We start from the raw sequence: 21321 nt of genomic DNA on the forward strand, positions 1-21321 counted from the left end.
CTCGAAATGAAATCAAACTGTCTCTCTTTCCATTAGTTTAACAGACCACTCCTTATTGGATATATCACTGCTAACTGCTTGTAAAAATAGATTCATTCCCATTTCAACAAGAGGAATTTCAATGGAAGTAATATTCATCATTTTTGCTATTGGTTCATTATCAAAACCAATAATAGAAATTTCATCCGGAATGGAGATATGCTGTTTTTGACAACAAATCACAATTCCGGCAGCAACCTGATCATTTGTGACCAAAAGTGCTGTAGGAGGAGTATCCATTTGTTTTATTTGATTGATGACTTTTTCTCCATCCTCGAAATAGAGGCATTTATCCATAATATATTCAGAGTGATACGGTAAGCCATATTTTTCAAGGAAATCTCTGTATGCCCTTTCCCGTTTATAGCTGCTAGTTCCTGTCAATCTGCCAATGCAGTAACCAATTTCCCTATGACCCTTTTGATATAAATATTCTAATGCCTCTTGAAAAATTTTATAGTGGTTAACAAAGGTAGTAGAAATCTTTTCACTTTTAATATTTTCGCAAAGAACAATTGGACCGAATAGTAAATGCTCTTCAATCACAGATAAATCACAAGCTCTCGAGCAAATGATTAAGGAATCGATTTGCTTTTGTTTCAACATTTGTAAAGCTTCCAGTTCCCTGCTTTCCAAATATTCCGTTTGAAATAAGACCAATTTATAATTGTTTTCCAATGCTTTTTTGGCTATTCCCTTTAATAACAGAGCGAAATATGGGTGATCAGAGAATGGTAAAACAACACCTATAAGCTGTGTTCTTCCTGTGCTTAAATGAACAGCATTAATATTTTTTTGATAATTGCTTTTCTCAATTGCTTCTAACACGGCCTTCCGTTTTTCTATACTCACATATGGGTGATTATTCAATACTCGGGAAACGGTCGTGACCGATACGCCAGCCATTTTTGCCAGTTCTTTAATATTTGTCATGCTATCACCTTTAAAAAACTTATATATCTCATTATTCATTGTAACATTCCCAAAATTAGTAAAGAGCACTTTCAGTATAAAAAAAGATATTAACTTTTTCTTGCTCTGAAACCAGTTTCATAATTTAACCTATTTATAGGATTGGCGTAACGCATATCTGCGGCGTAACAATTCTTTGTCGGAAGTGTTCTTAAAGTTTAAGAGCACTTCTTTTTATACAAAAAAAGAGTAATCTACGCAACCCCTAAAGTATTACCTGTTATACTATTTTTCCGAAACTTCTTGAATATATTAAAAAAAGAGAGGAAATTTTCCCCTCTCACACACAATAACTTCTATTAAACTAATAAATTCTCATTAAATTGTCTCTGGCTTCATTTTCGTATTTTCTTGTTGATTTAACTTATTGACAGCCTCCTTACTTACATCAACACGTTTCACAAATAAAGCTAAAATTAGAGCAACAATATTAATGCCAAGTGCTACATAGAATGAGTATTGAATTCCAGCTAATAAAGCTTTTTGTGTTAACAATGCCTGTGTAGCTTTCGTAAAGGTTGCTGGGTCAACAGCTGCCAATAAGTCTTCCGCTTTTGATTTTGTAACAGAGTTCATGATTGTTACAAGAACTGCTGTACCAATGGAACCGGATACTTGTTGAGCTGTATTGTTAATTGCTGTACCGTGTGGATTTAAACGGTTTGGCAATTGATTTAGACCGTTTGTCATAATTGGCATCATTACCATGGACATACCAAACATACGAAGAGTGTAAACAAGTATAATATAGGTGTAACTTGAGTCAACTTGTAAGTGTGCTAACATGAATGTTGAAACTGCTGTTACCAGAAGTCCTACCACGGCAAGCATACGCGGACCAAATTTATCAAACAGTTTTCCTGTAATCGGCGACATAATCCCCATGATAATAGCACCTGGAAGCATCATTAAACCTGAATGAAGCGGTGAGATACCTCTGACGCTTTGTACATATGCTGGTGTTAGAATCATACCTGAGAACATGGCTACTGCGTTTACAATCGCAATGATAGATGCAAGTGCAAACATTGGGTACTTATATACACGTAAATCTAAAAGTGGTTCTTTCATTTTTAATTGACGAACGATAAATGCAACTAAGGCAATAGCTCCGACAATTAATGTTATCAAGACAATTTTATCTGTCCAGCCATCTGAACTTGCAGAACTGAAACCATATAGGAGCCCGCCAAATCCGATACATGACAAAATAACAGATAAATAATCAATCGTTGCATTTTTATTTTGTGCCATTACATTCTTCGATTTCCAAATTCCTAACACTAAACTAATCACTGCTAACGGTAAAATCATTTCAAAAAGCAAACGCCAATCATAATACTCTACAATATAACCAGATAATGTTGGTCCAATTGCAGGAGCTGTGATCATTACTAGTCCGAAAACACCCATTGCTGTACCACGTTTTTCACGCGGGAAGCTAACTAACATGATATTCATTAACAAAGGTCCCATTACAGAAGAGCCTGCAGCTTGGATCATACGTCCAGTAAGCAGTACCCCAAAGTTTGGAGCAAAAGCTGCTGTTGCAGTACCTAATGTAAAAATCGTCATTGCTGTAATAAATAAACTGCGGTTTGAAAAGCGTGTAATCAAATAGGCCGACGCTGGAATTAAAACACCGCTGACAAGCATATAACCTGTAGCAAGCCACTGTACGGTTGAATAATCTTTAATTTTTAAGTCCACCATAATAGACGGCAGTGCGACATTTAAGAGCGAGTTATTTAAAAAAGAAACAAATGCTCCTACAAATAAAATCGCAAGCATTAAATACGGTGGTTTTTTTTGTTGTATTGCTGAATCCATATTTTTGTATCTCCTTATTCTGTCATTTTTTTAATGGATATTGCTTTTGAGTCTACCTAGGCATTTTTCGTGCTAATCCATTTAAAACTAGGTCGTTTGCAAATCTGAACGTTGATACCTTTTTCTTGAAGTTTTTCTGCAATCTTTTTTAAATTCATTTTCTTCTTTTTCTTTTCTTCAAGGGTCATTCGTTCTCTTCCTTATACAAGCCTCTTTTTATAAGTTCCATTTGATCAATATAATTTTTTAATGCTTCTTCATCCGATAATTCCTTGCCGAACATTTGAACAAGATTATGGAAGGTTACTGCCAACATAATTTTCATTACATTGTGCAGATCCTTTTCGTCCTTTATGTTTAAATTTTTGGTATTGATTAAGTTAATGATATCGAAATACTGCTTTTTTTGACTCTGCTCGTAAACATTATTCACTAATGTGTTTTCAAGCTTATAATTCATATTTAAAAAGGTATTTTTAAAAAAGCTTTTATGTTCAGGGTTTTTATGAACCTTTATCGAGAATTGAAAGGACTCAAAAAATGTCTCAAAAATATCACCATTCTTTTCCTTTAAAACGGAAATGAATCTTTCCGCATTTTTTTGTGAAAGTTGATTTAACAAGTAAAAATATAGATCCTCTTTATCCTCAAAATATTGATAGAAGCTTCCTCTTGGAATACAGGCATTCTTGATTATATTTGCGATAGAAGCCTCATGTAATGGAACTCTGGAAAATTCCTCTTTAGCAGATTGAATTAATGTGTCCTGTTTATCTTTAGGTAAATGAAAAAACGTTTGTTTTGGCATCGTTACTCTCTCACCTCGATTTGTGACAGCGTGTCATGTGTGATTACAAATTAAAATTATATATGACACGATGTCACATGTCAATCTTAAAATGACAATGTGTCATATTTTTTTCACATAAATATTTTCACCATGTTAAAGCTCCACAATATTCTTCTTGTATCTTAGGTTGCACGAACTTTCAAAGCAAAATCCCACAAACAATTGTTTGTGGGATTTTGCTAAATTGCTTTATCAGGTCATGTTTTTTTTAACCTGCACTATTTCCAACAGGCTGAGCATGATGTAATACATATTTAACAGCATTAACATATTCCGAAATAGCTCGCTGACTAATTGCTGCAGTAGGTGCAACACCTTCAAACCCATGGTAACAGCCAGGATAAAGATGGAATTCCACATCAACACCTGCACGGCAAAGGCGCGTTACGTATTCCAGTGTTTCATCGCGAAATGGATCTAATTGTCCTATACATGTATAGGTGTAAGGAAGGCTTGATAAATCTGTCGCTCGTGCTGGAGCAGCATACTGGGATACATCTTCTGTTCCATTTTTCCCATCCAAGTACATGGTCCATCCCTTTTGATTTAAATCATGATTCCAAATCATATGTCCTGTTATTTCCAAACTTGAAGGTGTTTGATTGCGATCATCAATCATTGGGTATAGCGGCATTTGGAAACATAGATTCGGACCTTTCCTATCCCTGGCTAATAATGCAAGTGCCGCTGTTAAGCCACCTCCAGCGCTTTGCCCGCCAACCCCAATTCTGGATGAGTCTACTCCTAATTCTTCTGCTGCATGTTCGGAAAACCATTTAAGCACCGCATAACAATCCTCTATCGCTGCTGGATAGCGGTGTTCCGGGGCAAGGCGGTAATCAACCGAAACAACGACACAATTCGCCTCTTTCACAAAGCGTTGACATAATACATCATCCCCTTCCGGATTTCCAAGGACATAGCCCCCACCGTGAATCCATAGTAACCCCGGTAAGGTTTCTCTTTTTTTCTTCGGTTCATAGATTCGTACGCGAACAAAGGGATTGTCTTCTGGTCCGGGTACCATTCTGTTTGAAATAGCAACAGATTCATCTATGGGGATAGGAAAAGCTTCGGCGCTTTCAGCCATTGCTTTTCTGGTAGCCTCGACATTGTCTAAATCAAGTGGTGGAAATAATTCTAGTGTTTCTTTCAATTCAGGATTAATTCTATTTTTCACAATCCATTCTCCTTCACCAAGTTTATTCATTATTTTTTACTATTCTATTATCCTATTTAGAATTGTATGCGTTTCCATTTTGTTGCACCCATATAATCTAGCTTAAACGTTACTAATCCTGTTAATAGTTGTTATGCTGTTAACCCACCGTCAATGGTCACAATAGAACCATTCATGTAGCTTGCCTCATTTGATGCCAGGAAACTTACCACATTCGCAATCTCTTCAGGAGATGCTGGTCTTTGCAGAGGGCCATTCTGCTCTGGGTTATTCATTTCCATACCTTTCGTCATATTTGTAGTTACCCCTCCTGGACATATTGCATTGATCCGTATTCCTTCTGGTCCATATTCTACCGCAGCAGTTTTGGTCAGCCCCACGATACCATGCTTGCTCGCAGAATACCCTCCTAAAAATGGCGTGCTATGAACTCCAGCAGATGAAGCCGTATTAATAATAACCCCTGATTTCTGTTTTTCCATTACCTTTAAAACATGTTTAAGTCCCAAAAATGCTCCTTTTAAATTAACGGAGATAATCCGGTCGAAATTCTCTTCACTATAATCTGCTAAACGAGCCGGCGCACCTAAAATGCCGGCATTATTAAAAAATACATCGATTCTTCCAAACACATCCATGGCAGTTGCTACGTATTTCTCCACATCCGAATTACTCGAAACATTTGCTTGTACAAATATACCTTCCCCGCCTCTTTCTTTAACAAGACGCAGTGTTTCTTCTCCCCCTTTTTCATCTAAATCTACCATTACAACATGCATTCCACTATCCGCCAATTTTAATGAGACAGCTCTTCCTATTCCACTGCCAGCACCAGTAATTACTGCTACATCATGCGTTAAAGACATTTTACCCCTCCATTAATTGCTAGTTTTTTGAATTTCTATTTTCATTAATGTTGTATCTTTAAAGAAGATAAATGAAACCCATTATAACCATTCGATGCAACCTCATCACATATTTTTCTGTATACGTCAAACCCTCCAAGATAAATAAGAAAACTGCGTGGTTTACCGACGATATTCGCACCGGTGTACCAGGAATCCGTTTTAACATAAAGTGTCATTTCCGCGACTTCCCTGCAATGATTGCTCCATTTCTGTTCTGCTTCGATTGTTGCTTCAATTGTTTCTACGTTATTCTCTTGGAGGTAGCTGATACAATCCGCTATCCATTCCACATGCTGCTCAATTGCTGCAGGCATATTTACCAATACGGAAGGACTCTCCGGACCTGTAATCGTAAAAAAGTTTGGGAAGCCTGCAGTGGAAAGACCAAGATAAGTTCTTACTTTTGAACCATCTTCCCATTTTTCTTTCAGCTTGACTCCATTCTTACCACGAATATCAATATTAAATAATGGACCAGTCATTCCATCATAGCCAGTGGCAAAAACAAGAATATCTAACTCATATTCTGCGTCCGCTGTTCGAAGTCCCTTTGGGGTGAGCTTTTCAATCGGTGCATTTTTTACATCAATTAAAGTAACGTTCTTTCGGTTAAAAGTCTCATAATAATTGGTATCTAAGATTGGACGTTTCGTACCATAATAGTAATTTGGCAATAATTTTTCCGCTACCTTAGGGTCACAAACGATCTCCTTAATTTTTGTACGGATAAATTCAGCCGCTGTTTTATTTGCTTCTTCATTAACAAAAAGGTCTTTATACGTCGACGTGAATGCATATCCTCCTTCGTTCCAAGCATTTTCATATACTTGATAACGTTGTTCCTGCGAATCATCCAATGCTGAACGATCCCGAGATATAAATCCGTTTCCGCTTGTAGATTCTCGCATTTGTTTTCGAATCATTTCGAAGTTTTCTTTTGACCGCTTTATATATTCAGGATCGTAAAGATGATTTCTCGCTGGTACCGTATATTGTGGTGTTCTTTGAAAAACAGTTAGATGTTCCGCTTCTTTTGCAATAACAGGAATTGCCTGAACACCGCTTGAACCAGTACCGATGATTCCAACTTTCTTCCCTTTAAAATCCACCTTTTCATGAGGCCATCGTCCGGTATGATACCATTCACCTTCAAAGCTATCCAGCCCTTTAAAATGTGGAATATTAGTAGCGGACAGACAGCCAATCCCAGTGATAAAATACTTTGCATACACGGTTTCATCATCGTTCATATAAATCTTCCATCTATTACTTTCCGATTCATAGTGTGCAGCGGTTATTCGTGTATTAAACTGAATATCCTGACGCAAATGGAACTTATCTGCTACAAAATTAAGGTATCTCAATATTTCAGGTTGTTCCGGGTATTTAGATGTCCAAGTCCATTCTTGATAGAGTTCTTTTGAAAAGGTGTAATTATAATAGATACTTTCTATATCACAGCGGGCACCAGGGTAACGATTCCAATACCAAACACCGCCGACACTTTCCCCAGCTTCATACACACGAGTGGTGAACCCTGCCTCACGCAACCGATAAAGCATATATAATCCAGCAAATCCTGCACCTACGACAACTGCATCCAAGCTATCTTTTTGATTGGATGTCATCTTCTTGATACCTCCCTTAATTAGGATAATAATGAATCTATTCTATTCAACTTCATCGATTAGGAATCTCCCTCCTTTCATGAAACAGTTGTTTCATGTTCCTAATTAAAGAATAGACCCTTTGGAATGATTTGAATATTCCATATTTTTAGAGTATTATATACCTAAAAAAGGGGTAAAAGAATGATCTCTAACTATACCATAGAACGATCCATTCAAAGACTGAAGTCCAGTTTAAGTCATGAGGAGCAACTATTAAATATTTTAGAGGTTTATTTGAGTATCTTCCCCGTCCTTAATTCTTTTTTGTTAAGATACTCTCCAATTGGCTTTGTTGCAGAAGGGGTAATTTCCCTTCATTCTTCCGGTGGGGTTCATATTGGAGAAATTCGAGACGATATTCGTTCATTTCCCATTATCTTTTCCGCCATTAGCGAAAAGAAAGCTAAATATTGTACAGGCCTTGAATATCTTAAACAAATGAGCAGCAAATATTCCATCCCTTCTGACAACAATTCTATTGTCATTGTACCTTTATGTTTTGATTCATTTGTTTTTGGATATATATGCAGTACGGAATTCGAAGAGGATGCCATCATCGATGAACAACTGCTCTCTGCCTTTACCTTGTATGGAAAATTAGTTGGAAAAGTCATAAACTTTGCAGGGAAAGAGGATGTTACACACCAACTTAGTAAAAGAGAGCTAGAAGTGATGAGGAGAATCGCATCAGGAGAAAGCACGAAGGAAATGGCTGACTATATGGACATTAGTGACTTAACGGTTAATCAGTATGTAAAGTCAGCTATCAAAAAACTTGGCGCTAAGAATCGCTCACATGCGGTAGGGGAGCTATTTCGAAAAGGAATAATTTCTTAGCCCACTAGTTTCTCCAAAATTATATACTATCAAAAAAATTATCATAAGAGATTAACTCCAATACAAACAAGAGTTGATAGTCAAATGAACTCCAGCTCTTGTCCCACGCTAATTAAATAATGAATAGAAATTACTTAGTATTTCTTAATTGTGAGAAAGGGTAAAAAACAAATTCGCTTTCACCTACTATTTGTTCTTTAGAGAAATACCCTAATCCATTACGACTATCTTTACTATATAGTCTGTTATTACCCATAACAAAGTACTTATCTTTAGGAACTGTAATTGGTCCAAAATCATCTGTTAATTTACTTCCCATTTGTTTAGCTAATTTAAGATTATGAGAAAGATAAGGTTCTTTAACCAAAACACCATTAATAAATAAATTATCATTTTTCATTAAAATTGTATCCCCAGGTAGACCAATAATTCTTTTAACATAATATTCTTCTTTACCTTTTATAACTACGATTTCTCCCCTACTTAATCTATTGGTTAAATTTAATTTGTTTACGAACATTTTTTCGTGATCATGTAGTGTTGGTTCCATAGACTCACCGTCTACTACATAAGGTGAAAATAGAAATGTTCTTACAACAATAGCAATTCCTAAAGCAAGAAACAACGCTTTACCCCAACTCTTCCATTCACCTTTTGAATTAGATTTCATTCGTTAAATCAACTCCCAGTTATTATCCTAATAATTATCTACTCTCTCTTTATTATTGAAAACCCTCCTAAATGTATGATTTTTCCATATTATTCAACATCCCATAGTTAAAGAAAAAAATCCTGCAAAACAGGATTTTAATCAAACTTTATTATCAATTAACAATCTTTTTTTAAAATCATCAACCCATATAACTACATTCAAAATATTTCTGTATAGACTCCGTTACCTGCCCGTTCGCGAAAGGGATACCTTTGAGACCGAATAAATCATATCTCATATCTTTTGAATAAAACGCATTATCCTCTACAGCAACAATGCATTTCTTATACTTTTGTTCAATTGTTCAAAACAGCTAAGTCTAGCTGGTTAATGCGCTCTTGATCGGCAATCATGTCGATCTCGGTGATTTTGCCATCCGCAACCGTCAGTTCGAGTACGAAAAGTAATCGACCTAGAGGAGCTACGACAACGCCTATAGATCCGTTTACAAGCATCGGTCGTGCACCCTGAGCACGACCAGCGAATTGTTTGGCGACTGCTTGCGAACCGTGAACCAACGTAGATGTGGAAACGGGTGCAAATGCTGGGTCGTTTCTGAGTACGACATCGGGGGCTAATACCGCGAGAAGTTTATCAAAGTCTCCTGTACGCGACGCAGTCAGGAAAGCATCAACAAGTTTCCGCTTTCTATCCAGCTCTTCTGAATCCACAGTCTTTTTTGCACCATGAACCCGACGGCGTGCGCGGCTGGCAAGCTTTCTTGCTGCGACCTCGTTACGCCCTATAATAGGAGCGATCTCCGAAAAGGACAGGGCAAAAATATCATGCAGCACAAATGAAATACGTTCGGCGGGATTTAAATTATTCAAGACGACGAGCATTGCAAGACCAACAGAATCGGCCAACAGCGCTTCATGCTCAGGGTCACTTCCATCTTGGCGACTAGTTACCGGCTCGGGTAAACTCTCCATTGTAAGCTCCTCACGCCGCGTTTTGCGAGATCGCAGCATATCAAGACACACCCTCGAGACTATCGTTGTCAACCATCCGCCTATATTTTCAACTCCACTAATATCGGAGCGGCTAAATCGTATCCATGACTCCTGTACAGCATCATCAGCTTCGCTCAGAGATCCGAGCATCCGGTATGCCACCGCCTGAAGGTGTTGCCGATATTCCTCGAATTGTTCCACAAGCCAATTATTATCGTTCATATGTCATATACCTTCTTTCGTTTCCTCTTTACTTATATGTCGAGCTAAACTAAGCAGATGTGACCACAAGTAGGTAAACTATTATTCTTTTCTTAAGTTTCTTATCCTAAAAAATTTTTTCACCAATCGGTCACGTTTCCTCGTTGACTTCCGACATAGTTAGTGACAAGGGAAAACCGACCACAAAGAAAGAAGTGGATACCATTGTCCAGCAAGAAAAAATATTTAAATCTAAGGAGATGTTTGTTATGAGTACGAGTTTGATACCTTTTCTTGAAATGAACGGAAACGCTAATGAAGCGATAGATTTTTACGTGAAAGCGCTGGATGCCAAGGTTGTTTATACGCTGCGATTCGGTGATTCACCTGGAAATCAGGAGCTGTCTCCGGAAAAAAGAGATTTGGTAAGCTTCGCAGTTTTGAAAATCGGTGAATCAGAGCTTCATTTGACCGACAATGTTACCGGCAGCAGCTACCAAAAGGGAACGCAAGTGACCATCGTTGTTCAAACGAATGACAAAGCCAAGGCAACCCAATATTTTGAAGCATTGAAGCAGGGCGGTCAAGTGAACAATCCGATGCAAGCAAGCTTTTTTAGCCCCGCTTACGGTAATATTACGGATAAATTCGGTGTTACGTTCCGAATCCTGGCCAAAGGACGCCAATGATCCGTTACTGTAAGTATAACTAGCAGTAAACCTGTTAACTTATTCGCATCATCTGTACCATGCAGACCCGTGGGCTAACGGAAAACGATAGCTGAATATAAAAACCATAAAGAGTCGGTAATCCTTAGCGTGAGAATACCGACTCTTTTACCAAAACTGTATTCACGCAAGTTATACATTATGTAGGTGGCGGTCAACTACTGCACCTGATATTATTTCACATACTTGTCTTTTTCGCCGTCCTGTATATACTTTGCAATTACTTCACATTTTTTTATTGCCCAAATGTAATGATGTGAAGTGTTTGCTGCGAAATAGCTATATAAATTACTTGTTTTTGTCCATTTATAGTATTTTTTTGTTATGAGTTCTTCATCGGTGTGTAATTTAATTAGCTCCATTACTCTTTCATGACTTAACTTCAATTTTTTTATGGCTTGATTTAATGTTACATCTTGATAGTTTTCCCAAATCTGCATATTAAGTAGCTTGATAGTACTCCATTTATAACCAGGTGCTGGCATAAAAGGAATATCTCCATCCATACCTTCTCTATACCATCTCTCAAGCATTGCATGCCATTCATACAGATGCATTAATACATCCCGAAAATTCTTATCTCTTTCCCCAGTTTCAGTAGAAATACCCCTTTTTCTGCTTGGTACAGATTCAATTATTTCAAACAATGATTTAAAATTTTTATCGCTATTATGTAATAAAAGTTCTTTGTCACTTTTCGCTATCATGTATTTCCCTCACTTTTTACTATATATTAACACGAGTGTATATACTCTTGTATTAATATTCGAAAAATTCAGAGGTGAAGTTACCATATTATTGATTGGAGTTAATTCCATTCCTTTAATTAAACTCCACTTTAGTAGAACAAAATAGATCGCCGCAGCGACCTCATCTTCTTTTACTCTTGCACCCTTTAGTTAAATAAGGATGTGTTAAAGTTTAATTCCTTAAGATTATTCTCTAATACAAAGCCTTTTGACCAAGTACCAACAAGAAAATAAGTATCATCTTTGCTAAATTCTGCAAAACAGGCGTATTCCAGTTCTTCAATTTGAATAGGAGTTAAGTCTTCAAATCCTAATATAAAGACCCTATTACTTGAAGTGAGAACAATGTAACTGCCATCGTAAGAAGCAGCTAGATGGACAAAATACTCATCGGTACTTTGAACTCCATTTTCGGTTAAATTTGATTTCTTTAAGACGGTTTTTAATTCAGCGTCCATAATGGTTAATTCATAGTCTTGATGAACAAAAATGTAAACTTGATGAACGGGCACATAACAAACCAAAACCCAATTTGTTATTCCTAAATTTTCTACAATAGAATAAGATGGTTTTACTAAAGGGTCTACAACCTTAATTAAATTATATCGTAAATAACCTTTTACCCCTTCCAAATAACTTAACGTAAATAAATAGGAATTATCGTATGGGATAAACTGATTAAATTCAATATGCGTCCCTTCAAGTTCAGTTAATATCTGATAATTCCCTGTTTCAATGTTAAGTGTACAAATCTGTTTCTTCTCATTGATTTTAAGAACATCAAGAACAGTAAATGGATTTTCAAGCAGTGCAAAGTTCCCTTCCACTATTTGAAAAGACTTTCCAGATTTAATTGTCTTAATAAGTTGAAACTCCTTAGTGTCATAAACACAAAATGTTCCGACAGTGTTTTTTATGTACAACATTTCATCATTTTGGGAAAAGCGAAGATGGCTCGGATTGTTTGGTTTTTTCAATTCTATAACTTTTTCCCAAGTTTCTGTATCAAATATGACTGTTTTTCCCCCCATTGTATGACATAATAACTTCTTGTCATTCGATAGCACTATTTCATAAGAAACTTTTAAATTCTTTATTAGGTTCATTTGAAACACACAATCCGCCTCCAAGTCTACTTTCGACGTTATCCTTCTGTAACCTGCCCCTTTGGTGCAAGAACGGGGTTAATTGCAGTATCTTCGCAATGTATATCAAATGTGAATCTATTATTATGCATTTTCTTCTAACACGCAGTATTTTAGGTTCCTTTATTTGTTTATACATCCAAGATACTGAACTTTTTAAGGAAATAACTGAGTAAGTTGAAACTTTTTGAATAGAAAATTTGTAATAGAGTAAGTATTATTAATAATAATTTTAAAGAACGGGGGAAAATATTTGCAAGCAAAAGCTTTAATTATCCTTGGCAGCGCGCTTATATTATTTGCTCTAGGATGTAGCTATTATACTTTCTTTGTTCCAAAAGTTGGTCCAATTGGTGATGGAAAAATTGCACCAACTACTTATATAATTCTTATTTGTGCCATAATTAATGGAATACTTGCAATTATACGAGGAATCCTCATCCTAAAAAGAGAGAAAGCATAGAAAAACGAGAGCGTAAAAATCTTAGGAGTTAGCTATTTTCATAGGTGTTAAAAAAGCTGATTTTGAAAATTTCAAACATGCTTTTTATTGGTAGAAAATTTCTCTATATGAATTAGAAAATATCCATCTACATTTATCACTATTAATTTCACATCATGGTGCAATTGCGAAGTAAAACTGGTCCACATTATGAAGCTATACTCCCCCTATAGTTACAAAAAAAATCCTGCAAAAACAGGATTTTAATCTAACTTTATATTATCAATATTTTTTATAAAACGAACACCAAACTAGAAAATGTTCCTTGGATTTATACAATTAGAATGCTCTTTCCAATTCATCAATTAAAGATCCAACATATGCGACAGCTTTTCGAATCGGATCAGGTGTGGACATATCCACATTTGCTAATTTCATCAGCTCCAGCGGTTTTAATGTTCCACCGGCTTTTAATACGGAAATCCAACGATCCACTGCAGGCTGACCTTCTTCCTCTATCATTTGTGCTGCAGCAGTAGATGCCGTTAAACCAGCTGAATACGTATATGGATATAGACCCATATAATAATGTGGCTGACGCATCCAAGTTAATCCTGCACCTTCATCCAGTTCGACACTATCTCCCCAGAAATTTGCTAACAGTTCTAGATTCTGTTCGCAGAGAATTTTCGCTGTTATCGGAGTTCCTTTTTCAGCTAAATCATACACTCGGCGTTGCAGTTCTCCTTCAAGTAAATGAGTTACGAAATTATGATAGTAAGTACCTAATGATTGAAGAATAACCCAACGACGCATATTTTCATCATCAGACTGTTTTAAAATATGTTTGCTTAATAGCATTTCATTCATTGTCGATGGTGCTTCCACAAAGTATCTGGAAGGACGAGTATTGGAAATCGTTTGGTTTCGACCAGCCAATACGAAGTGACCAGCATGACCTAATTCATGGGCGAGAGTAAACACGTTTCGCATGGAATTGCTCCAAGTCATCATAATATATGGATGTGCCCCGTAAGGACTTGAGCAAAATGCTCCGGATCTTTTTCCCACATTGTCTGCACGATCAACCCAGCGATTCCGCAAGCCCTGCTCCATAATTTCTATATATTCTGGCCCCATTACTTCCAATGCTTCCAATACGAGCTTAGATGCTTCTTCATAGGTAATTTCAGGGTCATATTCCGGATCAAGCGGTGCTTTTAAATCACTATAATAAAATTTATCCAAGCCTAATACTCGCTGTTTTAACTTTGCGAAACGGCGCATATGCGGTGCAAGTTCTTCTAGTATCGTATTTAATTGATTGTGATACATTTCTTTTGTCACTTGTTGACTATGCAATAGCATATCTGTAACGGATTCATATTTACGCAATCTCGCTTCAATTACTTGTCTCTTTATCTCAGTTGCATACGTAGCTGCATATGTATTTTTGTATTGATTAAGGGTATTCACAAAAGACTCATATGCTTTTCTGCGGAGCTCTGTATTAGATGATTCCTCAAATTTTGGGTAAGAATTAAAAGTTAAAGGGTATTCCTCTCCAGTATCTGTCTTAAAGGAGGAGAACTTCATATCAGATGTTTTGCTTCTTTCATAAATCATATACGGGGAATCCAATACTTCTCCAAAAGCAGCTAAAACTTCCTCCGTATCAGGAGATAACATATGGTCTTTTAATTCCAATAAATCCATTAATGTTTTGGTAAATTCCTTTAACCCTTCCTCTTGCTCTATATACTCTTTTATCGTTTCTTCCGATATTGCAAGAATTTCTGAATTAATGAATGACATACTTGCACTAACGTTAGAAGACATCGAGGCAGCAAGTGCAGCATTTGCTTGATTCATAGAATCAGTTCCATCTGCTGATTGACGCAAGCTGGCAAAAGTCATCACACGAACCATCCGCTCTAATAACGAATCTCTAGCAAGCAGACAATCTAATAAAGTTTTTGCATTTTCTGCAAGACGTCCTTTGTATCGAGTAACTGTGTGGATATCGTTTTCTATCGATTCTAATTCCTTTTTCCAATCCTCATCCGTTTTAAATAAATCACTCAAGTCCCAGGTTTTTTCCAAAGGAACCTCAGAACGAGTCAACGTTTTGTTTTTTACAGCTGTCATATACATACCCCTTTTCAAATTGGCTACCGAAAAATATTTCGTATTCCGAAACTAATATTTACATTGTACAAGAAAACTGAATGTTTGAAAAGTTCCGCTTGAAAAATATCCTTCATATTACTGACAACCTTTTTTAAACTCAAAGTTCCTTTTCCAAACTTGACTTATTTTTTATTTGGTTCATTTTTCACAGCATGTGTGCCTGTTATTGGACATTTTCTATGGAAGAATAAACAACAAGGGATGAGTAGAAAAATCTCTATTATGGTTTCAACGCTAACCGGCTGGTTTCTATATTTTCTAGGGATTTATGAATATTTTTTTGGCCAGTTTTCTGTAGGACTAGCTGCTATTTTTTTTACCGGAATCATCTCGTCACCATTAAACATGGATCTCACTATTTTACGAAATTTCTCCCCCAGATATCACAAAAGAAGCAAGAGAATTGTCCCCTTGCTTCAACATGCTTTATTTTACCCAAGAAAATCAATTGCCATTTTGAATCGTTGGAGTCCGTCGATAACCTTTGATGATGGACAGCCTACATTCATTCGCAGGAAACCTTTCCCTTCTGTTCCGTATACTTCCCCCGGCATAATCGCTACTTTACCATGGTGAATCAGTGCATCTTGTAGTTGTTCATCAGTATAGGGGAGCTGGGAAATGTCAATCCACGCTAAGTAGGTAGATTCTGGAATCTTTAAATGTGCTGCAGGGATATACCTATCTAGGAATTCCTTTATCAATTCCATGTTTTTTTCAATATATTGATTCATTTCATCCACCCATTGACTATTTTCCTGATAAGCAGTCATCAATGCAATAGCACCTAAAGTACTTGTTGAAGAAAGTCCATCTTTGTTCTTTAAGGTAATTAAGAACTTCTCCTTTATATTTTGATTTGGAATAATCGCATACGATCCTCCTAATCCTGGAACATTAAATGTTTTACTAGCTGACGTGCAAATGCATACAAAATCTAGATCTTCTGCAACCTTCACTATCGGAACATGCACATGAGGTTTGCGAACAATATCCATATGAATTTCATCCGAAATCACATAGACCTGATGTTTTTTACATAGAGTAATCATTTCTTTCAATTCTGCTTTCGTCCAAACACGCCCGGTCGGATTATGAGGACTGCATAATAGAAAAACTTTGGAACGAGGATGTGCCAGCTTTTCCTCTAAATCCTCAAAATCAATAGAGTAGGCGTGATTTTCATATAGTAGCTTACTTTCTGAAAAAACACGGTTATTATCCATTACCACTTTATAAAAAGCATCATATGCAGGAGTATGGATAACAACATGATCTCCCTCTTCTGATAACTGTTCAATAAGCTTTGAAACAGTATAAATAACTGTTGGACTATAGACAATCCAATTATCGTGAATCGATGTAGAAAATCTGTTTCGATACCATTGTTGAATGGCACCCTTAAACTCCTTATGATTCCACCTTGTATATCCAAAGATTCCATGTTCAATACGTTTCTTTAATGCTGAAAGTATTTCGGGGGGGCAGAGAAAATCCGTATCTGATATCGAGAATGGTAAAAGATCCTTTTCTCCAAATCGATCCTCAATATAATCCCATTGCGTACAATAGGTATCTAGCCGATTTACTACTTCATCAAATATATATTTCATGTTATTCAAACCTTCTTTATAATACCAATTTGTCTAATTGAGTTTTAACAGAAGCTACCTGCGTTCCAATAATGACTTGTACATTGTGTTCATCAAGTACAACTACTCCAAGGGCTCCGCACTCTTTTAAGACAGGTTGATTTACCTTACTCATATCATCCACAACAAGACGTAGGCGTGTAACACAGTTATCTAATGATTCGATATTTTCTTTTCCGCCTATTGCGCCTAAAATTCTTTCCACATCATATTTTCCTTTTTTCTTGTAGGCGATTTCTCCCTCACCGATATCTTCAGCAATTTTTTCACGTCCAGGTGTTTTCAAATTAAATTTGGTAATTGCAAACCGGAAAACACTGTAGTAGATGGCAAACCAGATCACCCCTACTAGAAGAACAAGATACCATTTTGTATAGGCTCCTTGTAGAACCCCAAAGATGATAAAGTCTAACACACCTCCATCTGTATTTCCAATCGTGACTCCAAGTAAAGACATCACCATAAAACCTAATCCTGTCAATACAACATGGATTCCGTATAACACTGGAGATATAAACAAAAATAGAAACTCTATCGGTTCGGTAATTCCAGTTACAGCAGAAGCAATTACACCAGAAATTAAGAGACCCTTTATTTTCTTACGATTTTCAGGTCGTGCTGTATGATAGATTGCTAATGCAACTGCGGGTAATCCAAACATAAACGATGGCATTTTACCTTGCGATAAAAAGGCTGTTACGGAAGGGCTAATTTGCCCCCCACTTTTTAATTGTGCGTAGAATATATTCAATGCACCGGATACGGTTTGACCATCTACCACTTGTGTTCCTCCCGCTTGTGTAAAACGAATCATGGCAACAAGAATATGGTGTAACCCGAATGGTAGTAACAATCGCTCTCCGGCACCGAACAGGAAGGGGCCAAATGCGCCCGATTTTTGAATGATTGTTCCAATTCCAGCTATTGCTAATGCAAAAATTGGCCAAATTATAGGTATGAGAATCCCCACAATCGATAGGGTGATCGCAGAAATAATCGGGACGAATCGTGCTCCACCAAAGAAGGCGAAAGCATCTGGTAACTGAATGTCGTAAAATTTATTATGCAATAGATAAACAATAATCCCAACAATAATACCACCAAGGACACCCATTTCTAAGGTTTGAATCCCCATGACCATTCCTTGTCCAGCCTCACGTAATTTATCCGCTGGAGCAAGTTGATGCGTTTGTGTTAAATAAAAATTAATTGATAATTGCATAACTACATAACCAACAAATCCAGAAAAGGCAGCCACACCTTTTTCAAATCTGACAAGTCCCAGCGGAATAGCTATTGCGAACATTACAGGTAAATAGGTAAAGGCAAAGCCACCAATAGTAGACATAAAACTAAAGATAATTTGTAAAACAGGATTTCCTAAAAAGGGGATAACTTCAATCGTTGAGGGACTTGTAAAAGCACTTCCAATTCCTAAAAGTAAGCCCATGAATGCTAATAACGCTACTGGGAGCATAAAAGTTTTCCCCAATCCTTGAAAAAACTCCCAAAAATGTGATTTCTTGCTTTTCTTATTCATGCCGTTCTACTCTCCTTTTTTATGGAAATGTGGGTTGTCTTCTATTGATTCATTCCCGTATGCACCACATTCATGATTAACTATCTAGAAAGTGGAACGTATCATTTCCATCGTATTCTTGTCTGTTCGTATTCTATCAACTTATAGGAATAGCATAACTTGATTAAAATGCAGGAGCAATCGCTTTCATACTTATTGTATACGCCTACATTTTTTGTACCGTGCTTACATTCATAACCAAGTAATTCGAGATTTCCACCCTGATTTCCAGAAAAAAAGAGGTTCTAGTTTAACCAGAACCTCTTTTCTACTATTGTTGCATATAGGCCAAAATAATAAAATCCAAGATAATACTTAATGGAAATCTAGAACTCATATCTAACTCTCCATAATATCCATTTGCAATGAATGCATGAAAGGTAAGATCTACTTCTTGTTGTAACCTACTATTTTGTCTTCCTACCACAGCAATGGTTTTTACGTTTCGCTCTTTTAAAATATTTGCATACTCGAGGATATGTAAGGTTTCACCACTGTAGGATACTAAAATAGCTAAATCATTGGAGGATAAGGCATGGGCCACACTTCTGAGCTCATCCCAATCCTCGCGTGCACTGGAAATTCGTCCTGAAAAGGTGAGCTTTCTAGCAGCCTCGACACAAACTGGAAGTGAAGCTCCCACTCCAAAAAACTCAACAAATCGACTTTCTTTTATTAAAACTGACGCTCTTTGTATTTTTTCTTCACTTAGATGATTCAGTGTTTGCTCCATTTCCTTTCTCACACGGTCTATATGAGTTAATAACGAATTGGACGCAACATAATTTTCATCTTCTGTATCCTGTTCTACATATCTACTCAATGTATATTTTAAATCTTGAAAACCATCGTAACCTAATTGCTTACAGGTTCTACTAATTGTTGCAGTAGAAACAAACAATTCTTTTGCAAGCTCATTTACATTGGACTGAACGACACGATTGGGATTGACTAAAATATAGTCCAAAACTTGTTTCTCTAATTGACTTAATTGATCTCTTCGTTGTGATAAACGCTTTAAGAAAGTTTTCACTGTTCTCCACCACACTTTACGATTAAGAGTACCACCCCTATGATATAGTACGTTATAATAGTTACTCTCCCTTTGTCTTTTCTTTTATTATATATCATTTTCAGAATTGAAAGTTCATGAAAGGCGACATAATGACACGGTCCAAATCTCGGTGAAGTTTATTCTCTGTTAATTTCTGATGTAATTTACCTCAAATTATCAATGCAACTAGATTATTGGAGGCACTCTCATCCAATTTCTTTTGAATCTGTTTTATCCATTTCCCTTCATTACTCATATCTCTGATCCTCATCCTAGTAGATTTATCCTCTCAGTTATATATTCGTAAAAGATAGACTAATAGTTTTAATAACATCCAAAATTTTTCATAAAAAACTAAAAAAAGTGCTTGGTTCCCGGTAATAAAAGTATTTACGCACCGGGGGTCAAGCACTTTCATCTAATGTTTTTGCGCCATTTGGACAACATCCTTAAATTTTACTTTTCCACTGTAATTCATAACCCCATTCAAGTAAATTCGATTTGCTGCGTAGTTAAGGAGTGCAATGCTGGCTAAAAGAATTACAATGGTAATGCCCATCTCCATGTAGCCTGCTTCACCTGATAATATTCTTGAAAATGTTACAATCGGTGATGTAATCGGAATGTAGGAACATACAGTAACAAGTGTCGATTCCGGAGAAAAGATGGACGTCATTCCGACAAAAAAAGCTGCCATAATACATAAAATAATCGGGAAAGAAACCGAGCTTAAGTCTTCCGTTCTGCTTACAACCGCTCCAACTGCGGCATAGCCAATCGCATACAGTAAAAATCCTAATATGAAGTAAATAATAAAGCATACGATGATAAATGGCGTTAAATTACTTAAATCGATATGAAAGCCTAGCAATGAAAATTGTTTTCCGTTAAACCAACCTAAAGAGTAACTAATAAGAAACCCAAGGATCATCACAACAATGTCCGCTAATCCGATCACTAACTGCACCAATATTTTTCCATACATCATGTAGATAGGCTTCACTTTCGGAATCATGATCTCCATAACACGAGAAGCTTTCTCCGCGGTAATAGTATTGGCAATCATTTGACCTCTGCCAAGGATTAGCAAGTACATTAGGAACACAAAAATATAAACAATTCCAACCGTTCCAGTCGTATCTTTTAAGGCAATACTTTCTACAGGAATTGGTGCTAGGAGTTTTGTTGCAACATTTGGGTCTACCTTTGAATCTGTAATTGTTTTATTGATGCCGATATGCTGGACTTTCTGTGTTAAAATCGCAACTAATTCCTGATCAGCAAAAGATTTATACGTATACGAGAGGGCAGGTGAACCGTTCTTTTCTTTTACTTCCACAATGCCATCAAGGTCTCCAGCTTTCACTTGTTGCTTTAATTTCCCGATACTACTTTTTTCCCCAGAAACAAGTTTTACAGAATCCAATCCTTTGTTTAACTGTTTAATATTAGTTTGATAGGTAGTTGAATTGATGAACGCCACTTTATCCTTTGACTCCTTCGAGGAGAAATGGCTAAAGCCGAAAATACCAACTATGATAATCAGCGTAATTAGATTGCCAATGATAAAAGACTTTGATGTTATGGCCTCTCTCAAGTGAAACTTAAAAACCGTCATAAATTTCCCCAT

Annotated in this window: 19 protein-coding genes; 3 read left to right on the forward strand and 16 right to left on the reverse strand. The window is 36.6% G+C overall.

What is annotated here, in order from left to right:
* Positions 1 to 12: 12 nt before the first annotated feature.
* The 7 genes from AN964_RS22590 to AN964_RS22615 form a co-directional block, all read right to left on the reverse strand.
* The gene (locus tag AN964_RS22590) at positions 13 to 972 is read right to left on the reverse strand and encodes a LacI family DNA-binding transcriptional regulator (RefSeq protein WP_055742057.1); all 960 of its coding nucleotides are present in this window, start codon (positions 970 to 972) and stop codon (positions 13 to 15) included.
* A gap of 357 nt (positions 973 to 1329) precedes the next feature.
* A complete protein-coding gene (locus AN964_RS22595) occupies positions 1330 to 2841 on the reverse strand; it encodes a DHA2 family efflux MFS transporter permease subunit (protein WP_055742058.1) in 1512 nt (503 codons plus the stop codon).
* A 56-nt stretch (positions 2842 to 2897) separates the two neighbouring features.
* Entirely contained in the window at positions 2898 to 3029 is a 132-nt protein-coding gene (locus tag AN964_RS27375) for a hypothetical protein (RefSeq protein ID WP_268888420.1), read from the reverse strand.
* Positions 3026 to 3649: a TetR/AcrR family transcriptional regulator gene (locus tag AN964_RS22600; RefSeq protein WP_055742059.1), complete on the reverse strand. Its 624-nt coding sequence runs from the start codon at positions 3647 to 3649 to the stop codon at positions 3026 to 3028. Before AN964_RS22600 ends, AN964_RS27375 begins: the two co-directional genes overlap by 4 nt.
* A gap of 250 nt (positions 3650 to 3899) precedes the next feature.
* A complete protein-coding gene (locus AN964_RS22605; RefSeq protein ID WP_055742060.1) occupies positions 3900 to 4871 on the reverse strand; it encodes an alpha/beta hydrolase in 972 nt (323 codons plus the stop codon).
* Between the two features lie 131 nt (positions 4872 to 5002).
* On the reverse strand, positions 5003 to 5737 hold the full coding sequence (locus AN964_RS22610; RefSeq protein WP_055742061.1) for an SDR family NAD(P)-dependent oxidoreductase: 735 nt from the start codon (positions 5735 to 5737) through the stop codon (positions 5003 to 5005).
* Positions 5738 to 5781: 44 nt separating this feature from the next.
* The gene (locus tag AN964_RS22615; protein WP_055742062.1) at positions 5782 to 7407 is read right to left on the reverse strand and encodes a flavin-containing monooxygenase; all 1626 of its coding nucleotides are present in this window, start codon (positions 7405 to 7407) and stop codon (positions 5782 to 5784) included.
* Positions 7408 to 7590: 183 nt separating this feature from the next.
* On the opposite strand from AN964_RS22615, the gene AN964_RS22620 reads away from it, so the two are divergent.
* Positions 7591 to 8286: a LuxR C-terminal-related transcriptional regulator gene (locus tag AN964_RS22620; protein ID WP_055742063.1), complete on the forward strand. Its 696-nt coding sequence runs from the start codon at positions 7591 to 7593 to the stop codon at positions 8284 to 8286.
* A gap of 130 nt (positions 8287 to 8416) precedes the next feature.
* On the opposite strand, the gene lepB is transcribed toward AN964_RS22620, so the two are convergent.
* Positions 8417 to 8956 carry a signal peptidase I gene (gene lepB, locus AN964_RS22625; protein ID WP_055742064.1) on the reverse strand — a complete coding sequence of 180 codons (540 nt, stop codon included), beginning with the start codon at positions 8954 to 8956 and terminating at the stop codon, positions 8417 to 8419.
* 338 nt (positions 8957 to 9294) lie between these two features.
* Positions 9295 to 10173, reverse strand: coding sequence for a sigma-70 family RNA polymerase sigma factor (locus AN964_RS22630; protein WP_055742065.1), 879 nt, complete (start codon positions 10171 to 10173; stop codon positions 9295 to 9297).
* 248 nt (positions 10174 to 10421) lie between these two features.
* Here AN964_RS22630 and AN964_RS22635 point away from each other — a divergent pair, with 248 nt between their 5' ends.
* Positions 10422 to 10841 (forward strand): VOC family protein, encoded by a 420-nt coding sequence (locus AN964_RS22635; protein ID WP_055742066.1) that lies wholly within the window; start codon positions 10422 to 10424, stop codon positions 10839 to 10841.
* A gap of 212 nt (positions 10842 to 11053) precedes the next feature.
* Here the strand turns inward: AN964_RS22635 and AN964_RS22640 are convergent, their stop codons facing one another.
* Together AN964_RS22640 and AN964_RS22645 are read right to left on the reverse strand one after the other, a co-directional pair.
* The gene (locus AN964_RS22640; RefSeq protein WP_055742067.1) at positions 11054 to 11587 is read right to left on the reverse strand and encodes a ClbS/DfsB family four-helix bundle protein; all 534 of its coding nucleotides are present in this window, start codon (positions 11585 to 11587) and stop codon (positions 11054 to 11056) included.
* Positions 11588 to 11775: 188 nt separating this feature from the next.
* Positions 11776 to 12744 (reverse strand): YncE family protein, encoded by a 969-nt coding sequence (locus AN964_RS22645; RefSeq protein ID WP_055742068.1) that lies wholly within the window; start codon positions 12742 to 12744, stop codon positions 11776 to 11778.
* 283 nt (positions 12745 to 13027) lie between these two features.
* Between AN964_RS22645 and AN964_RS22650 the strand changes: the two genes are divergently transcribed.
* Positions 13028 to 13237: a hypothetical protein gene (locus AN964_RS22650; RefSeq protein ID WP_055742069.1), complete on the forward strand. Its 210-nt coding sequence runs from the start codon at positions 13028 to 13030 to the stop codon at positions 13235 to 13237.
* A 318-nt stretch (positions 13238 to 13555) separates the two neighbouring features.
* On the opposite strand, the gene pepF is transcribed toward AN964_RS22650, so the two are convergent.
* From pepF to AN964_RS22675, 5 genes are all read right to left on the reverse strand, one after another.
* Complete coding sequence (pepF, locus tag AN964_RS22655) at positions 13556 to 15364, reverse strand: oligoendopeptidase F (protein ID WP_055742070.1); 1809 nt, start codon at positions 15362 to 15364, stop codon at positions 13556 to 13558.
* 473 nt (positions 15365 to 15837) lie between these two features.
* A complete protein-coding gene (locus AN964_RS22660) occupies positions 15838 to 17019 on the reverse strand; it encodes a MalY/PatB family protein (protein WP_055742071.1) in 1182 nt (393 codons plus the stop codon).
* A gap of 16 nt (positions 17020 to 17035) precedes the next feature.
* A complete protein-coding gene (gene malX, locus AN964_RS22665; RefSeq protein WP_055742072.1) occupies positions 17036 to 18598 on the reverse strand; it encodes a maltose/glucose-specific PTS transporter subunit IIBC in 1563 nt (520 codons plus the stop codon).
* Between the two features lie 310 nt (positions 18599 to 18908).
* Positions 18909 to 19670, reverse strand: a complete 762-nt coding sequence (locus AN964_RS22670; RefSeq protein WP_055742073.1) for a MurR/RpiR family transcriptional regulator — start codon at positions 19668 to 19670, stop codon at positions 18909 to 18911.
* Positions 19671 to 20109: 439 nt separating this feature from the next.
* Complete coding sequence (locus AN964_RS22675) at positions 20110 to 21321, reverse strand: ABC transporter permease (protein ID WP_055742074.1); 1212 nt, start codon at positions 21319 to 21321, stop codon at positions 20110 to 20112.

The sequence above is a fragment of the Heyndrickxia shackletonii genome, assembly GCF_001420715.1.
GTDB lineage: Bacteria > Bacillota > Bacilli > Bacillales > Bacillaceae_C > Margalitia > Margalitia shackletonii.

Excerpts from the sequence above, each read along its gene's own strand:
- AN964_RS22590 (WP_055742057.1), bottom strand. The coding sequence starts at position 972 with ATGACAAATATTAAAGAACTGGCAAAAATGGCTGGCGTATCGGTCACG.
- AN964_RS22595 (WP_055742058.1), bottom strand. The coding sequence starts at position 2,841 with ATGGATTCAGCAATACAACAAAAAAAACCACCGTATTTAATGCTTGCG.
- AN964_RS27375 (WP_268888420.1), bottom strand. The coding sequence starts at position 3,029 with ATGACCCTTGAAGAAAAGAAAAAGAAGAAAATGAATTTAAAAAAGATT.
- AN964_RS22600 (WP_055742059.1), bottom strand. The coding sequence starts at position 3,649 with ATGCCAAAACAAACGTTTTTTCATTTACCTAAAGATAAACAGGACACA.
- AN964_RS22610 (WP_055742061.1), bottom strand. The coding sequence starts at position 5,737 with ATGTCTTTAACGCATGATGTAGCAGTAATTACTGGTGCTGGCAGTGGA.
- AN964_RS22615 (WP_055742062.1), bottom strand. The coding sequence starts at position 7,407 with ATGACATCCAATCAAAAAGATAGCTTGGATGCAGTTGTCGTAGGTGCA.
- AN964_RS22620 (WP_055742063.1), top strand. The coding sequence starts at position 7,591 with ATGATCTCTAACTATACCATAGAACGATCCATTCAAAGACTGAAGTCC.
- lepB (WP_055742064.1), bottom strand. The coding sequence starts at position 8,956 with ATGAAATCTAATTCAAAAGGTGAATGGAAGAGTTGGGGTAAAGCGTTG.
- AN964_RS22630 (WP_055742065.1), bottom strand. The coding sequence starts at position 10,173 with ATGAACGATAATAATTGGCTTGTGGAACAATTCGAGGAATATCGGCAA.
- AN964_RS22635 (WP_055742066.1), top strand. The coding sequence starts at position 10,422 with ATGAGTACGAGTTTGATACCTTTTCTTGAAATGAACGGAAACGCTAAT.
- AN964_RS22640 (WP_055742067.1), bottom strand. The coding sequence starts at position 11,587 with ATGATAGCGAAAAGTGACAAAGAACTTTTATTACATAATAGCGATAAA.
- pepF (WP_055742070.1), bottom strand. The coding sequence starts at position 15,364 with ATGACAGCTGTAAAAAACAAAACGTTGACTCGTTCTGAGGTTCCTTTG.
- AN964_RS22660 (WP_055742071.1), bottom strand. The coding sequence starts at position 17,019 with ATGAAATATATATTTGATGAAGTAGTAAATCGGCTAGATACCTATTGT.
- malX (WP_055742072.1), bottom strand. The coding sequence starts at position 18,598 with ATGAATAAGAAAAGCAAGAAATCACATTTTTGGGAGTTTTTTCAAGGA.
- AN964_RS22675 (WP_055742074.1), bottom strand. The coding sequence starts at position 21,321 with ATGGGGAAATTTATGACGGTTTTTAAGTTTCACTTGAGAGAGGCCATA.